This is a genomic window from Streptomyces chlorus, assembly GCF_042655885.1.
GTDB lineage: Bacteria > Actinomycetota > Actinomycetes > Streptomycetales > Streptomycetaceae > Streptomyces > Streptomyces chlorus.
This window is the reverse complement of the sequence record NZ_JBHSOA010000001.1, coordinates 26,496-41,573: the sequence shown is the minus strand read 5'-3', so window position 1 is coordinate 41,573 and position 15,078 is coordinate 26,496. Positions and strand designations below refer to the sequence as shown.

The window sequence follows — 15,078 nt, the reverse complement described above, 5'->3', positions numbered from 1 at the left end:
CTGCGAGGAACCCCGCCGCCAGGCGCATCCGTGCACGAAGCTCCATGCGATTCCGTTCGATTGACTCCGATTGAATCTGATTGATTTCGACGAGGAGGCCCTCAGTGGCTGCTGCACCGGCGTTCGTTCTGTCCCCGCCCATGTCCAAACCCGAGGCGGAACTGTCCGCCGACCTCGACGGCCTGCACAGCGCCGAAGCCGAAGGCATGCACGCCTGCGTCTTCAGCGCGGAGGGCCCCTGCGCGGGAGTGCCGCTCACCAGCGAGCCCCCGCTGCCCGACGCCGAACCCCTCACCAGCGAGCCCCCGCTCTCCGACGCCGCCCCCCTGACCAGCGAGTCCGACGCAGCCATGGACGCCGGCGGACTCGACTCCTTCCCGGCGCAGTACGTCCCGGAGCCCTAGATGGCCGGTGCCGGACCGGCCGAGCCGCCTTCGGAGTCGTCCTCCGAGTCACCTTCCCCGTCGTTCTCCGAGTCGCCCTCCGACCCTTCCCCGCCGCCGTCCGGGCTTTCCCCGCCGCCCTCCGGGCCGGCTCCCGAGCCTCCCGAGCCTTCCGCGGACCTGTCCCGGCTCGCGGCCCTCCATGGCGTCGCCACCTCCTACAACCCCTCCCCGGACCGTACGGTCGCCGCCCCTGCCACCGCCGTCACCCTCGCCCTGGCCGCCCTCGGCGTGGACGCGGGGACCCCCGAGGCCGTCCGTGACGCGCTCACCGCCGGCGAGCGGGAGCGGGCCGAGCGACTGCTGCCGCCCACCCTGGTCGGCTGGGGCACCGGCGCGCCGCCCGCCCTGGCCGCGCTCCCCGAGGGAACCCGGCTGCTCGTCCGCACCGAGCAGGGCGAGACCCGCGCCTCGGCCGAGAACCTCCCGCCCGGCGTGCACCGGGTGACCGCCACCGCGCCCGACGGCCGCACCGGCGAGGCCCACCTGATCGTCGCCCCGCCCCGGCTGCCCGCGCCCCCGGCCCGCTCCTACGGGCTCCTCGTCCAGCTCTACTCGCTCCTCTCCCGCCGCTCCTGGGGCATGGGAGACCTCGCCGACCTCGGCGAACTCGCCGCCTGGGCCGGTCGCGCCCTCGGCGCCGGATTCGTCCAGATCAACCCGTTGCACGCGGCCGTCCCCGGCACTCCGACCGACCCCTCGCCCTACCGGCCGTCCTCCCGCCGTTTCCCGGACCCGGTCCACTTGCGGATCGAGGACGTTCCGGAGTTCGCGTACGTGGGGGAGGGCGAGGGTGTCGCGGGAGCCGCGGGAGCCGCGGGAGCCGCGGGAGCCGCGGGCGTCGCGGGAGCCGAGAACGACCGCGAACGGCGGCGGGAGCGGCGGGAGCGGCGGGAGGGCCCGCTGCGGGACCGGCTGGAGGACCTGCTCCGGCGGGCCGCGGAGCTGCGCGAGGCGGTGCTGGACAAGGGCGCCCTCATCGACCGGGACGCCGTCTGGGCGACCAAGAAGGCCGCACTCGAAATGGTGAACGCCGTACCGCTCGGTCCCGGCCGCCTCGCCGCCTACTGCGACTTCCTCGCCGAGCAGGGGCAGGCCCTGGAGGACCACGCCACCTGGTGCGCGCTCACCGAGGTGCACGGCCCCGACTGGCACACCTGGCCCGCCCCCCTGCGCGACCCGCGCTCGCCCGGGACCGCGCGGGCCCGCCGCGAACTGGCGGCCCGGGTCGACTTCCACTCCCGGCTGGCCTGGCTCACCGACACCCAGCTCACCGCCGCCCAGCGGGCCGCGCGCGAGGCCGGGATGCCGATCGGGATCGTCCACGACCTCGCGGTCGGCGTGCACCCCGGCGGCTCCGACGCCTGGGCGCAGCAGGACACCCTCGCCGCCGGCATGTCGGTCGGCGCACCCCCCGACGCCTTCAACGCGCGCGGCCAGGACTGGAGCCTGCCGCCCTGGCGCCCCGACCGGCTCGCCGCCTGCGGCTACGCGCCGTTCCGCGCCCTGCTCCAGGCCCTGTTCCGGTACGCGGGCGCCCTGCGCATCGACCACGTCATGGGCCTGTTCCGGCTCTGGTGGGTGCCCCAGGGGCAGCCGCCCACCGAGGGCACGTACGTCCGCTACGACGCCGAGGCGATGCTCGCCGTCCTCGTCCTGGAGGCCTCCCGCGCCGGGGCGGTGGTGATCGGCGAGGATCTGGGCACGGTCGAGCCCGGCGTGCGCGAGGCACTGCGCGAACGCGGGGTGTACGGGACGTCGGTGCTCTGGTTCGAACGGGACTGGGAGGGCGATCGCAGGCCGCTGCCGCCGGAGACCTGGCGCGCCGGCTGCCTGGCCACCCTCACCACCCACGACCTGCCGCCCACCGCGTCCCGCCTCACCGGCGAACACGTCGAGCTCCGCGACAGCCTCGGCCTGCTCACCCGCCCCCTCGCCGAGGAACACGCGGAGGCCGTAGCCGACACCGTGGAATGGCTGGACCTGCTGACCCGGCTCGGCCTGCTGCACGGCACGGACGGCGCCGCTCACACGGAGGAGGAGGCACGCGTCCAGGCCGTCCACCGCTACCTGCTGCGGACCCCCGCCCGGATGATCGGCGTCTGGCTCCCCGACGGCGTCGGCGACCGCCGCCCGCAGAACCTCCCCGGCACCTGGGACCAGTACCCGAACTGGCGCCTGCCCATCGCCGACGCCCAGGGCCGCCCGATCCCCCTGGAGGACCTGACGACGTCCCCGAGACTGCGCGCCCTGCTCGACGTGGTGCGCACCCACACCCACCGGCAGGGCGGCACGAGCAGCGCGGACGCCCCGGGAGGGGCCTGAGGGCAAACCGGTTCGAACCGGGACATACCCGGTGCGACCGGGGTTCCGTACGCACCCCCGGACGCGCGGGCCCCACGGCTGTTCGCTACGTTGGCACCGTGGACAAGACGAACGCCCTGCGCGCCGGCGCCCTGGCAGCCGGTACGACGCTGATGATGCTGCTCATGACGTCCCCCGCGCTCGCGCTCACCCGCGACCACGGGGACGACCCCGGCACGGGCCTGAGCGTGATCGAGACGCTGGGTCTGTACGTCGTGGCCCCGATCGTGCTCTACCTGGTCATCGCCGGTCTGGTGATGGTCGGCGACAAGTCGCACAAGAAGAAGGACACGACCAGCTCCAACATCGCGATCAAGCCGGACGTCAAGGCCTGACCCCGGTCCCGGACTCCGGCCGGTCGTCCCCGCAGCTTTCCGAGGGCGCCGACCTCGCCCTCGTACGCGCGAATCGCCGTACGGGGGTGGGGTCGGCGCCCTCTGTGCGGGCTGCTGCTCCGCTCTTTCCGGTCTGAGGCGATCGCCGGGACCGTAGGAACGAATGCAGAGGCGGGAACATGATTGCTCTAGTGCTGCTCGGCGTTTTGGCGCTCGTCGGCGGCGGGTGCGCGTGTGTGGTGTGGGCGGAGCGCGGCGGCCCCCGCTGGGCCCGCGTCGTGGCGGCCGTGACGCTCGGTGCGGGGGAATTGCTGCGCCGCTCCGAGAAGAACCGTCGCCGGGGCCTGAACCGGCCCACCAGCGACGGTGACCAAGTGCTCTGACCGGGAAGGTTCGCAGGGGTGGTGGTGGGAACGGTTGGATGGGCGGTGACGTCCGTTGCGACGCATGTGAGTGGTCGCGGGGGCCACCGCGACCACCTCGATGCCGTCCGCGTCCGCCACGGCCGCACCGTCAACGGGGCCGCTTCCTGACGCGCCTTGGAAAAAAAGTTGCGGGCCGCTGTCGATCCGGCCACGTCCCGTTCGACATCGTGATGTGCGGCGCCTCGCCACACGATGACGCGACAGGACCTGACGAGGAAACACGTGGATCAACTGCTGAGAGTCATGAACTTCAACGTCTCGAGTGACGGAATCGGTGCCGGTGAGCACCAGAGTCTCGAGCGACCGTTCGGCTACGACCATCCCGAGATGCTGTTCGCCTGGGCCGGAGCCACGGCGAGCTGGCCCATGCGCACGGATCCCGGGGGGAGCCGGGGCCTCGACGACTACTTCACGCGAGACTTTGCACGCAACATCGGTGCCGAGATCATGGGCCGCAACAAGTTCGGGCCCCAGCGCGGGCCCTGGCAGGACCATGAGTGGCGCGGCTGGTGGGGGGAGGAGCCCCCGTTCCGCACGCCGGTGTTCGTCTTGACCCACCACAAGCGTCCGTCGTTCACGCTCTCCGACACCACGTTCCACTTCGTCGACGACGACCCGGCCACGGTCCTCGAACGGTCACGGGAAGCGGCGCAGGGCAAGGACGTCCGACTCGGCGGCGGGGTCACCACCATCCGACAGTTCCTTGATGCGGACCTCGTCGACACCATGCATGTGGCGGTCTCGCCGATAAGGCTCGGGTCCGGACTACGGCTCTGGGAGTCCCCCGATGAGCTGCTCGACCGGTTCCACCTGGAGGTCGTGCCCAGCCCGAGCGGCGTGACGCACCACCTGTTCTGGCGAAGGTGACGCGAGGGCCACTCGAGTTCAGGCCGCGACTGCGAGGGGGCGTCCGCCCCATCGGATGCTCTTCTCGCTGCGGATGCGGGCGCGGGCGCGTGCAGAGGCACGCGGGGACGGCCCCGGCGTTCGGAGCAAGGAAATGTCACTCGCACCGGAGCAGTCACGAGACCTCATCCATGAGCTGACCAAGGAGCTGTGAGAAACCCGATGACCACACCCACCCAGTGGCGGAAGTCTTCCTACTCCGGCGGCGGCGAGGGTAACGACTGTGTCGAGATCGCGGAGCTGGACGGCGACATAGCCGTCCGCGACTCGAAGACCCCCTCCCGCGCCCCCCTCTCCGTCCGCGCCCCCGCTTTCACCGCCTTCGTCGAAGGGCTGAAAGGGCGTCAAGGGTGCCTGGGATAAAGCAGAGGTGACCGGGTGTCAGGGCGGGACGCGTCGTTTCTAGACTCTGTCCATGAACACTCAAGCCACCCTGCCCGAGGCACCGGCCGGCGACGCCACCGAACCGGCCCTCTTCGCGACCATGTCCACCATGCGGGCCATGCGGCGCCTCCAACCCGACCCGGTGCCCGACGAGCTCCTGGACCGGCTGATACAGGCGGCCGTCTGGGGGCCCAGCGGCGGCAACATGCAGCGCTACGAGTACGTCGTCGTCACCGACCCCGAGGTCATGGCCGAGCTCGCGCCGCTGTGGAAGCGGTGTGTGGACGCGTACCTCGCCACGACCGGCAAGTACGCCCCCGCCGGCATGGACGAGGCCGCGTACGGGCGCATGGTCGCCGCCATCGAGTACCAGCGCGACCACTTCGCCGAGACCCCGGCGCTGATCATCCCCTGTTACCGCTTCCCGGAGCCGAGGATCGAGGAGGAGGGCCTGCAGCGCTACGCCGAGGCGCTCGGCGCCGAGGGGACGGCGCGCATGGGGCGGATCCAGGAGCGCTTCTCCGCCCTCGCGGAGGGCTCCTGCGTCTACCCGGGCGTGCAGAACCTGCTGCTCGCTGCGCGAGCCCTGGGCCTGGCCGCCAACATCACCATCTGGCACCTGATGCTGGAGGACGAGTGGAAGGCGGCCCTCGGCATTCCCGAGGACATGAACACCTTCGCGGCCATTCCGGTGGGGTGGCCGCGCGGCAAGTTCGGTCCGGTGAGCCGCCGCCCGGTCGCGGAGGTCGTGCACCGGAACCGCTGGTAGGCCACAGGCGCCGGGCCGTTGCCGGGTGCTGGGCGGGGGAGGGGGCCCCGCCCGGTACGCGGTGGTGACCCGACCCGGCGTTCGGCGTTCCCGCCCCCGGGCGCCGGCCGGTTCGCTACCTCTCTGTGGCGAGCAGCAATTCCCTCAGCAGGTCGGCCAGTTGTTCCGCCCGGCCCCCGTCCAGGGCGGACAGGGCCTCCGTCTGGAGGGCGAGACCCGCGCCGACCGCCTCTTCGGCCAGGCGCAGGCCCTGCTCGGTGAGCGTGACCTGGAGTCCCCGGCGGTCGTGCGGGTCGGGGGAGCGGCGCAGCAGTCCCGCCCGCTCCAGTTTGTCGAGGCGGCCCGTCATCCCGCCGGTGGTGAGCATCAGCGTGGCCGAGAGCTGACGGGGGGACAGGGCGTAGGGCTCGCCGGAGCGACGCAGGGTCGCGAGGACGTCGAACTCCCCGCGCGAGATCCCGTACTTGGCGTACGCCTCCTCCAGCCGGTCGCCCATGGCGCGTGAGAGCCGGGTGACGCGGCCGAAGACCTCCATCGCGACCGTGTCGAGGTCCGGCCGCTCCCGGGCCCACTGCTCGACGATCGCGTCGACGGGGTCCTTGCGCTGCTCGGGGCGTGCACTCATGGCCAGGAGTATCCGCCCCCTCCCGGTCACCCGCAAGAAAGTAGCTTGATGGAAAGTTGCTTAGCGTTAAGCTATTCCCTGTCTGCTCGAAGCTGCCCCGGGAAGAGGTGCGCCCCCATGGCCCCGAACCGCGCCACCCTGATCGCGCTCACCGCCCTCGCCCCCGTCTCCTGGGGCACCACCTACGCCGTCACCACCGAGTTCCTCCCGGCCGACCGCCCCCTGTTCACCGGCCTGATGCGCGCCCTGCCTGCCGGACTGCTGCTGCTCGCGCTCGCCCGGGTGCTGCCGCGCGGCGCCTGGTGGGGGAAGGCGACCGTGCTCGGCGCGCTCAACATCGGCGCCTTCTTCCCCCTGCTGTTCCTCGCCGCGTACCGGCTGCCCGGCGGGACGGCCGCGGCCGTCGGTTCGATCGGACCGCTGTGCGTGGTCGGCCTCTCGGCGCTGCTGCTGGGGCAACGGCCGACGGTACGCAGCCTGCTCACCGGGACCGTGGCCGCGTTCGGCGTGAGCCTGGTCGTCCTGAAGGCGGCCGGGGCGTTGGACCCGCTCGGTGTGCTCGCGGCGCTCACCTCCATCGCCTCCATGTCCACCGGCACCGTGCTCACCAAGCGGTGGGGCCGCCCCGAGGGCGTCGGCCCGCTCGCGCTCACCGGCTGGCAACTGACCGCGGGCGGCCTGCTGATCGCCCCGCTCGCCCTCCTGGTCGAGGGTGCGCCGCCCGCGCTGGACGGCCCGGCGGTCGGCGGTTACCTCTACCTCGCCCTGGTGAACACGGCGGTCGCGTACTGGCTCTGGTTCCGCGGCATCGGCCGCCTCACCGCCACCCAGGTCACCTTCCTCGGCCCGCTCTCCCCGCTCACCGCGGCCGTCATCGGCTGGGCGGCGCTCGGCGAGGCGCTGACGCCGTGGCAACTGGCCGGCATGGCGCTGACGTTCGGGGCGACGGTGGCGGGCCAGCTCGCACCCGCGCCCCGGCGGAAGGCTTTGCGGCGCCGAGAGACGACGGACTGCCGTCCGTCAGCGGCGGCCCCCTGCAAGTAACGGGACGGCGGACCGTGACGCGTGTACGGCCCCCGCCATCTGCCGAATCCGCGCGGGTCCTTGTACTCTGCACCGGTACTGGCGAGTCGGGGTGGTCGTCGACAGCGGGGGCTGTACTGCATGAGGACGTCGGGGCGGGCCGCACGACGGTGGCGGGTGGCGGCCGTCGGCTGCGCCGTCCTGGTGTGCGTCGCCGGGTACGGTCTCTTCCGGTCTCTGCCCGCCGGGGACGTGGACCCCTTCGGCGCACTGACGGGCGCGCTCGGCGCCCTCGCCGGCCTGGTCGCTTCGGCACGGCAGTACCAGCGGGAACGCCGGGCCGAAGCGGAGAGCACCCTGGCCCGGGCGGTCCGCGCGCACGAGGACCGGCAGCACCGCAACCTGCTGGGCCCGCGGAAGGCGTCCATCCCGGTCCGTTTCCACTTTTCCACGCCTCCCGGGAGCCCGGCGGACAGCGCCACCGGGACCCACCCATGGCCGGAGATCACCGACCGCTTCCTCGCCCTGTGCGGCCCGGCACGCCGCCTCGCGATCTTCGCGGGGGCGTGACCGCGCCGCGCCGATATGGTCCGCTCAGCCCGGGTGCCCCGCCCGCACGCCGTCCAGCTCGCACCACACGTACTTGCCCCGGTTGCCCTCCCGTGCGAGCGGCTGCCAGCCCCAGACATCGGCACAGGCCCGCACCAGGGCGAGACCCCTTCCGTCCTCCCGGTCCAGCGCGGGCGCGAAGGGCTGCGGCGGCTCGGGCGGGGACGGGTCCGCGTCCCACGCCCCGATCCGCAGGACATCCGACGCCGAACAGCGCACCCGCAGCGCGGCGGGCCCCTTGGTGTGCCGCACTGCGTTGCCGATCAACTCCGTCGCGAGCAGTTCCGCGACGTCGACCTGCCCGATCAGGCCGTGCACCGTGAGGATCAAACGCAGGGTACGGCGGCAGACGGTGACGGCTCTGGGATCGTTCGGGATGGAGAGGGAGTACTCCCACGGGTCGGTTTCGGGCATGCGAACTCCTTTGAGGTGGAGAGTGGTTGGGTTACGCGGCAGTCGTGGTCGACGGTGTCTCTGCCGTCCGCGTTGTGGCATGGCGGAGCGGTGCGCTTCCGAAGATCTGGATACTGCGCAGGGCAATCGCTTCGTGACTGAAGGTAGGTCTAAATCTTCATGTCGAGCAAGTTGTTCGCGTAATCTGAGCCCGAACGAGTCATGCGCATGTGTACGAGATCGGAGCGCCGTCGATGGCCCTGAGGCGTGAGCCCACCGCCCGTCAGCTGAGACTGGCGACCGAACTGCGCCGGCTTCGTGACGCCGCAGGTCTCGCCGCTCGGGAAGCTGCGGCGCTACTCGGGGTGAGCCCTGTTCAGATCAGTCACATCGAGTCCGCCCTCGCGGGCGTGAGTGAGGAGCGCCTGCGTCGACTTGCCGCCAACTACTCCTGCGCGGATGCCGAGTTGATTGACGCTTTGGCAGCCATGGCGACAGGACGCGTCCGGGGCTGGTGGGAGGAGCACCGGGGCGTCCTGCCTGCCGCCTACCTGAACCTTGCCGAGCTGGAGCATCACGCGACGTTCCGGAGCGATGTGGCGGTCATCCATGTGCCGGGGCTCTTCCAGACGGAGGATTACGCCCGCGCCCTCTTCGCTTACATGAATCCGGAGTTCCCAGGTGCCGAGGTGGAGCGCCGGGTGGAGCACAGGATGCAGCGGAAGGTCATCATCGAAGGACCTGACCCGATCCCGTACGAGACGGTGATCCACGAAGCGGCGCTACGTATAAGGGTTGCCGGGCGCACGGTGATGCGAGCTCAACTCGCGCGCATCCTGGAGATGTTCGACGCCGACCATGTCACCGTCAGGGTCGTCCCCTTCGCGCTGGAAGACTTCGCGGGCGCGGGCAGCACCATGGTGCACCTGGGTGGTCCGGTCCCGCGCCTGGACACCGTGGTGCGCGACGCTCCCCACGGCACGGCCTTCCTTGACAGTGAAGCCCAACTAGCGCATTTCCAAGACCTGTTCCGTAGGGTAAGGGCCGGGTCACTCGCACCGGAGCCGTCGCGTGACCTCATTCATCAGCTGGCCAAGGAGCTGTGAGGTATCCGATGACCGCCCCCATGCAATGGCGCAAGTCTTCCTACTCAGGTGGCGGAGAGGGAAATGACTGCGTGGAGATCGCGGACTTGGGCGGCCACATAGCCATCCGGGACTCGAAGCGCCTCTCCCGCGACTCCCTCTCGGTCCCCACCCCCGCTTTCGCGGCTTTCGTCGGCGCGCTCAAGGAACGCCAAGGACGCTTGGCATGACGCGGGGCGCCCCCTGAATTTCGATCCCCGCGTGTGCGGGGAGCAGTCGTAGGTGCGGAAGGTGAAGCCCTGTTCGTTGGGGCCATCCCCGCGGGTGCGGGGAGCAGACTGTCTGAGCTGCGACTCTACTGCTGCGGTGGTATGAGGCCGGAGGATTTCGCGGATTTCGGCAAATGGAACACAGGGTCCCATCCGGTCTCGTGGGTGTTTCTTTGTGTCGAGAGGGAGTGGACCGCCCTACGGCTTGGTTCGACCTGGCCGGCAAGCCGTGGGTTGAGGTGTGACGACGAGATGGCACGAGGAAGCACCGTCGACCCTGCGGCCAGGTAGGTGGCCTTCATAGGCCCGCATCGCCTTCACGGCAAGGGCGCCCGGCGGTGTACCGCCGGGCGCCCTTCTGTGCGTACTGCTGTCCGACTACTCCGCCGCCGTGTCCGCCGCCTGGGCGCGCAGGGCGCGTTCCACGCCTGCGCGGGACTCCGAGACGAGGCGGCGCAGGGCCGCGTTCGGGTCGGCGGAGGTCAGCCAGGCGTCCGTCTTCTCCAGGGTCTCCTCGGAGACCTGGATCGACGGGTAGAGGCCGACCGCGATCTGCTGGGCCATCTCGTGCGAGCGGGACTCCCACACGTCGGCCACCGCCTCGAAGTACCGGTCCGTGTACGGCGCCAGCAGCTCGCGCTGGTCGGTCTGGACGAAGCCGGCGATGACCGCCTCCTGGACCGCGTTCGGCAGCTTGTCGGACTCCACGACCGACGCCCACGCCTCCGCCTTGGCCTCCTCGGTCGGCCGGGCGGCCCGAGCGGTCGCCGCGTGACGCTCGCCCGCGGCGGTCTTGTCGCGCTCGTACTCGCCCGCGATCCCGGTCTCGTCGTACCGGCCCACCGCCGCCAGCCGCTCCACGAACGCCCAGCGCAGCTCGGTGTCGACGGCCAGGCCCTCGATCGTCTGCGTGCCCTCCAGCAGGCTGTCCAGCAGGTCCAGCTGCTCCGGCTTGCGCGCCGTCGCGGCGAAGGCGCGGGCCCACGCCAGCTGGTGGTCGCTGCCCGCCTCGGCGGCCCGCAGGTGGGCCAGCGTGGCCTCCGTCCAGCGGGTGAGCAGCGCCTCGTGGGCGTTCGGGGCGGCGTACAGGTCGATCGCCAGCTTCACCTGGCGGTGCAGCGACTGCACGACGCCGATGTCGGACTCCTTGCCGATGCCGGAGAGCACCAGGGACAGGTAGTCGCGGGTGGCCAGTTCGCCGTCGCGGGTCATGTCCCAGGCCGACGCCCAGCACAGGGCGCGCGGCAGGGAGGCCTCGAAGTCGCCCAGGTGCTCGGTGACGAAGGCCAGGGAGCGCTCGTCCAGACGCACCTTGGCGTACGACAGGTCGTCGTCGTTGAGCAGCACGACGGCCGGGCGGACCTTGCCGACGAGCTGCGGTACGGCGGTCAGCTCGCCGTCGACGTCCAGCTCGACCCGGTCGACGCGCACCAGCTTGCCGCTCGCCTCGTCCAGGTCGTACAGGCCGACCGCGATCCGGTGCGGGCGCAGGGTCGACTCGCCCTTGGCGCCGGCGGGCAGCGCGGGCGCCTCCTGGCGGATGGCGAAGGAGGTGATGGTCCCCGTGCCGTCCGCGCCGTCCGTCTCGATCTCCGGGCGCAGGACGTTGATGCCGGCGGTCTGGAGCCACTTCTTCGACCAGGCGCTCAGATCGCGGCCGGAGGTCTCCTCCAGGGCGCCCAGCAGGTCGGACAGGCGCGTGTTGCCATACGCGTGCCGCTTGAAGTACGCCTGCACGCCGCTGAAGAAGGCGTCCTTGCCGACGTAGGCCACCAGCTGCTTGAGCACCGAGGCGCCCTTGGCGTACGTGATGCCGTCGAAGTTGACCAGCACGTCGTCCAGGTCACGGATGTCGGCCATGATCGGGTGCGTGGACGGCAGTTGGTCCTGCCGGTACGCCCAGGTCTTCATGGAGTTCGCGAACGTCGTCCACGAGTGCGGCCACTTCGAACCCGGCGCGTCCGCCTGGCAGGCGGCCTCGGCGTAGGTGGCGAACGACTCGTTCAGCCACAGGTCGTTCCACCACTCCATGGTGACCAGGTCGCCGAACCACATGTGGGCCAGCTCGTGCAGGATCGTCGAGGCCCGCACCTCGTAGGCGGCGTCCGTCACCTTCGACCGGAAGACGTACTGGTCCCGGATGGTGACCGCGCCGGCGTTCTCCATCGCGCCCGCGTTGAACTCCGGCACGAACAGCTGGTCGTACTTCCCGAAGGGGTACGCGTAGTCGAACTTCTCCTGGAACCACTCGAAGCCCTGCCGCGTGACGTCGAAGATCGCGTCCGCGTCGAGGTACTCGGCGAGCGAGGGCCGGCAGTAGATGCCGAGCGGCACCGACTGGCCGTCCTTCTCGTACACGCTGTGCACGGAGTGGTACGGGCCGACGATCAGCGCGGTGATGTACGTCGAGATCCGCGGCGTCGGCTCGAACTCCCAGACGTTGTCCCGGGGTTCGGGCGTGGGGGAGTTGGAGACGACGGTCCAGCCGTCCGGTGCCTTCACGGTGAACTGGAAGGTCGCCTTGAGGTCGGGCTGCTCGAAGCTCGCGAACACCCGGCGGGCGTCCGGCACCTCGAACTGGGTGTAGAGGTAGGCCTGGTCGTCGACCGGGTCGACGAACCGGTGCAGGCCCTCACCGGTGTTGGTGTACGCGCAGTCGGCGCTCACCCGCAGGACGTTGCGGCCCGGGAGCAGGCCGGGCAGAGCGATCCGGGAGTCCTCGAACACCTCGGCGGGGTCGAGGGCGTCCCCGTTGAGAGTCACCTCGTGCACGGTGGGAGCCACCAGGTCGATGAACGACCCCGCGCCGTTCGCGCCCTCGGAGACGTCCGCAGAGACGTCGAAGCGCACCGTGGTCACGGACCGGTAGGTGCCGCCCTCCTGCGCGCCGGAGAGGTCGAGATCGACCTCGTACGAGTCAACGGTCAGCAGCTTCGCCCGCTGCTGCGCCTCTTCGCGAGTCAGGTTTGTGCCAGGCACGCGGTCATCTCCTCGTCATGTGTCGGTCTCGCCATCCTTCCACGCCACCGGCGCGGAACGCGATGTCCGTTTACCGCCGGTGAGGCGCCCCGCCGCGCGCGAACCTGGAGACCATGACGACCCACACCCCTCGCCCCATCCCGGGAGTGGTCCTGAAGGAACTGCGCACCCTGGACGACGCGGGCCGTCCCCCGGTTCCCCGCACCGACGACGAGGGCGGCGCCCCGCTCCGCTGCTGCCTGCGCCACAGCGAGCCGGGCTGGGGGTCCCCCCTGCTCGAACGAAGCTGAGAGCTTGGGGGCCGATCGCCCTGGTCTCCTACGCCCCCCTGCGCCGCTGGGCAGCGGAAACGGGTGCCGACCCGGGTCCGTACGACGAACAGGGGCCGGTCTTCCTCCACGCCGAGGACTGCGCGGGACCGCAGGGCGACGACGGCCTCCCCTTCACCGCCGCCCACCGCGTCCTCCGCCGCTACGCCTCCGACGGCACCATCCTGGGCGGCCGCCTGGTGCACACCCCGGACGCCTTCACCCCCGCCCTCACGGAGGCCTTCACCGACCCGGCCGTCGCCCTCGTCCACGTCCGCGCGGTGGAGTACGGCTGCTTCCTGTACGAGGTGCGACGCGGCTAGCCGTGCGTGACGCGGATCTTGGACTGGCCGTGCGGAAGTTCCTCCCAGTCGTCCATGAAGCGGGCGGCCAGGCCGTACCGGGCGGCGAGGGCGGTCAGCGTTTCGGTGCGGTAGTAGAAGTCCTCGCGCAGCACATGGTGTTCCTCGCCCTCCGTCCGGTCGAAGGTGAAGTCGAACCAGCCGCCCGGCGCCAGCACCCGGCCGACATGGGCGAGGCACTCCTCGATCACCGGCGGCGGGGAGTGCGAGAAGACGCTGTGCGCGTGCACCACGTCGAAGTGGGCCTCGGGCAGGAACCGCAGCGTGAGGTCACGCACCGGGGTCAGGGTGGGCAGCCGGTCCTGAAGCCCCTGGGTCACCAGGGTGTCCTGCGCGGCGATCAGGATGTCGGGAGAAATGTCGACGCCGTGGTAGTGGCCCGGCTCGAGGTAGTCGATGAAACGCCACCCCGCCCGCAGGTTGCCACAGCCGATCTCCAGCATCCGGTGCTCCGGGCGCAGCCCGTGCTTCAACAGGTAGTCGAACTGCATGGCTCCCAGCGCCAGCCAGCGCTCCCGGTTGCGGCTGCCCACCGCGGCGTCCGGGTCCTGACGGGTGTCGGAGCGCATGACCGCCCGGTAGTAGGCGACGTGGTCCGGCGAGCGGTACCGCAGCCAGGTGTCGCGGGCGGCGCGGCGCAGATGGCGGGGCACCCGGCCGGGGTGGCGCAGCGCGTAGGAGACGCGGTGGGTGAGGGCGGCGCGGTTGGCCTGGAGTTTCTTCGTGGTGGGCATGGCAGGTGCTCGTTTCCGTAGGGGCGTGTGCAGGGGCATCCGCAGGGGCGCGCGTTCATGGGGGCGCTGTGCCCGATGTGTTCCCGGTAGTCCGGTCGGCGAAGCGGCCGCACCTCAAAGCCGGCTTCGCACCTCCCGGCGGGCACCGTGAGGAGAGGGCGGTCACCCCGTTCCTCCTGCCGCGCAAGGACAGTCACCAGCCTCCGGCCACCGAGCCGAAGGAACCCGCCCTGACCGCCCACGCCGTGACCCGCGAGCGCGCCGGTGCACCCGGCGCGGTACCCGCTGCGAGAGAACTGTGTCGCTGTTCATGAAAAGCAGAAGGGTGACCCAGCCGTTCTCTGTCGGACCGAGGTGCTCCATGCGCAAAGTGGCGAGAGTGCCATGAGGCCGGGCGAACCCCGCCGGGAGCGGCCGGATCCAGTCCGACCACAGGCCAGGACCGAGGCGCATAACGGTAGCTAAAGGATTCCTACTTCGGGTAGCATTGCGGGTATGAAGATCAGTGTGAGTCTGCCTCAGGAGGACCTGGCCTTCGTCGACGAGTACGCCGCACGTACAGAGGCCGAGTCCCGGTCGGCCGTGATACACGCCGCCATCGAGTTGCTCAGGCAGGCGCAGCTTGAGCAGGAATACACGCAGGCTTTCGCCGAATGGGACGGGAGCGAGGACGCCGGGCTGTGGGACCGGGCAAGCGGAGATGGGATCACCGATGAGGCGTGGTGACATTTACATGGTGGACCTGGAACCGGTGCGGGGCGGCGAGGCCAACAAGATCAGGCCGGCGGTGGTTGTCTCCAACAACGCTGCCAACGAGTCTGTCGTGCGGCACAACCGGGGGGTTGTCACGGTGGCGCCGTTGACGTCCAACACCTCTCGCATCCTGACGTTCCAGGTCTTCCTGCGCTCCGACGAGAGCCGTCTGCCGAAGGACTCCAAGGTGCAGTGCGAGCAGGTCCGTGCCGTTGCGCAGGACCGCCTGCTGCACAAGGTCGGCGCCGTGCCGCGGCAGCGCATGGCCGAGATCGACGTGGCGCTGCGGCGGCATCTGGCGTTGTGAGCACA

General features: G+C 71.0%; 17 protein-coding genes and 1 pseudogene. 14 read left to right on the top strand and 4 right to left on the bottom strand.

The genetic code is table 11. From position 1 onward, the window contains the following. The first annotated feature begins 140 nt into the window (after positions 1–140). The 7 genes from ACFPZI_RS00205 to ACFPZI_RS00175 all read left to right on the top strand — a co-directional run bounded on the left by ACFPZI_RS00205 (position 141) and on the right by ACFPZI_RS00175 (position 5,626). Entirely contained in the window at positions 141–404 is a 264-nt protein-coding gene (locus ACFPZI_RS00205) for a hypothetical protein (RefSeq protein WP_381356497.1), read from the top strand. Next, positions 405–2,768: a 4-alpha-glucanotransferase gene (malQ, locus tag ACFPZI_RS00200; protein WP_381356422.1), complete on the top strand. Its 2,364-nt coding sequence runs from the start codon at positions 405–407 to the stop codon at positions 2,766–2,768. Positions 2,769–2,866: 98 nt separating this feature from the next. Further along, complete coding sequence (locus ACFPZI_RS00195; RefSeq protein ID WP_381356419.1) at positions 2,867–3,142, top strand: hypothetical protein; 276 nt, start codon at positions 2,867–2,869, stop codon at positions 3,140–3,142. Positions 3,143–3,321: 179 nt separating this feature from the next. After that, on the top strand, positions 3,322–3,525 hold the full coding sequence (locus tag ACFPZI_RS00190; protein ID WP_381356418.1) for a hypothetical protein: 204 nt from the start codon (positions 3,322–3,324) through the stop codon (positions 3,523–3,525). A gap of 264 nt (positions 3,526–3,789) precedes the next feature. Beyond that, a complete protein-coding gene (locus ACFPZI_RS00185; RefSeq protein ID WP_381356415.1) occupies positions 3,790–4,434 on the top strand; it encodes a dihydrofolate reductase family protein in 645 nt (214 codons plus the stop codon). A 201-nt stretch (positions 4,435–4,635) separates the two neighbouring features. Further along, entirely contained in the window at positions 4,636–4,836 is a 201-nt protein-coding gene (locus tag ACFPZI_RS00180) for a DUF397 domain-containing protein (RefSeq protein WP_381356412.1), read from the top strand. Positions 4,837–4,888: 52 nt separating this feature from the next. Continuing rightward, positions 4,889–5,626 (top strand): nitroreductase family protein, encoded by a 738-nt coding sequence (locus ACFPZI_RS00175; RefSeq protein WP_381356409.1) that lies wholly within the window; start codon positions 4,889–4,891, stop codon positions 5,624–5,626. 115 nt (positions 5,627–5,741) lie between these two features. On the opposite strand, the gene ACFPZI_RS00170 is transcribed toward ACFPZI_RS00175, so the two are convergent. Beyond that, complete coding sequence (locus ACFPZI_RS00170; RefSeq protein WP_381356406.1) at positions 5,742–6,251, bottom strand: MarR family winged helix-turn-helix transcriptional regulator; 510 nt, start codon at positions 6,249–6,251, stop codon at positions 5,742–5,744. A 117-nt stretch (positions 6,252–6,368) separates the two neighbouring features. Here ACFPZI_RS00170 and ACFPZI_RS00165 point away from each other — a divergent pair, with 117 nt between their 5' ends. After that, on the top strand, positions 6,369–7,295 hold the full coding sequence (locus ACFPZI_RS00165; RefSeq protein ID WP_381356403.1) for an EamA family transporter: 927 nt from the start codon (positions 6,369–6,371) through the stop codon (positions 7,293–7,295). A gap of 120 nt (positions 7,296–7,415) precedes the next feature. Further along, entirely contained in the window at positions 7,416–7,844 is a 429-nt protein-coding gene (locus ACFPZI_RS00160; RefSeq protein WP_381356402.1) for a hypothetical protein, read from the top strand. A gap of 24 nt (positions 7,845–7,868) precedes the next feature. On the opposite strand, the gene ACFPZI_RS00155 is transcribed toward ACFPZI_RS00160, so the two are convergent. Continuing rightward, positions 7,869–8,297: an ATP-binding protein gene (locus ACFPZI_RS00155; RefSeq protein WP_381356399.1), complete on the bottom strand. Its 429-nt coding sequence runs from the start codon at positions 8,295–8,297 to the stop codon at positions 7,869–7,871. Positions 8,298–8,530: 233 nt separating this feature from the next. On the opposite strand from ACFPZI_RS00155, the gene ACFPZI_RS00150 reads away from it, so the two are divergent. Both ACFPZI_RS00150 and ACFPZI_RS00145 read left to right on the top strand, forming a co-directional pair. Then, positions 8,531–9,382 (top strand): DUF5753 domain-containing protein, encoded by an 852-nt coding sequence (locus ACFPZI_RS00150; RefSeq protein WP_381356494.1) that lies wholly within the window; start codon positions 8,531–8,533, stop codon positions 9,380–9,382. An 8-nt stretch (positions 9,383–9,390) separates the two neighbouring features. After that, the gene (locus ACFPZI_RS00145; protein WP_381356491.1) at positions 9,391–9,591 is read left to right on the top strand and encodes a DUF397 domain-containing protein; all 201 of its coding nucleotides are present in this window, start codon (positions 9,391–9,393) and stop codon (positions 9,589–9,591) included. A 417-nt stretch (positions 9,592–10,008) separates the two neighbouring features. Here the strand turns inward: ACFPZI_RS00145 and pepN are convergent, their stop codons facing one another. Further along, positions 10,009–12,609 carry an aminopeptidase N gene (gene pepN, locus ACFPZI_RS00140; protein WP_381356396.1) on the bottom strand — a complete coding sequence of 867 codons (2,601 nt, stop codon included), beginning with the start codon at positions 12,607–12,609 and terminating at the stop codon, positions 10,009–10,011. A 113-nt stretch (positions 12,610–12,722) separates the two neighbouring features. Between pepN and ACFPZI_RS00135 the strand changes: the two are divergent. Continuing rightward, a pseudogene (locus ACFPZI_RS00135) lies at positions 12,723–13,240 on the top strand (DUF1203 domain-containing protein). Here the strand turns inward: ACFPZI_RS00135 and ACFPZI_RS00130 are convergent. Further along, the gene (locus ACFPZI_RS00130; RefSeq protein ID WP_381356393.1) at positions 13,237–14,013 is read right to left on the bottom strand and encodes a class I SAM-dependent methyltransferase; all 777 of its coding nucleotides are present in this window, start codon (positions 14,011–14,013) and stop codon (positions 13,237–13,239) included. The pseudogene ACFPZI_RS00135 and the gene ACFPZI_RS00130 sit on opposite strands and share 4 nt — an antisense overlap. A 495-nt stretch (positions 14,014–14,508) precedes the next feature. Between ACFPZI_RS00130 and ACFPZI_RS00125 the strand changes: the two genes are divergently transcribed. Both ACFPZI_RS00125 and ACFPZI_RS00120 read left to right on the top strand, forming a co-directional pair. Beyond that, positions 14,509–14,739: a ribbon-helix-helix domain-containing protein gene (locus ACFPZI_RS00125; protein WP_381356390.1), complete on the top strand. Its 231-nt coding sequence runs from the start codon at positions 14,509–14,511 to the stop codon at positions 14,737–14,739. 7 nt (positions 14,740–14,746) lie between these two features. Next, on the top strand, positions 14,747–15,073 hold the full coding sequence (locus ACFPZI_RS00120) for a type II toxin-antitoxin system PemK/MazF family toxin (protein WP_381356388.1): 327 nt from the start codon (positions 14,747–14,749) through the stop codon (positions 15,071–15,073). Positions 15,074–15,078 lie beyond the last annotated feature (5 nt).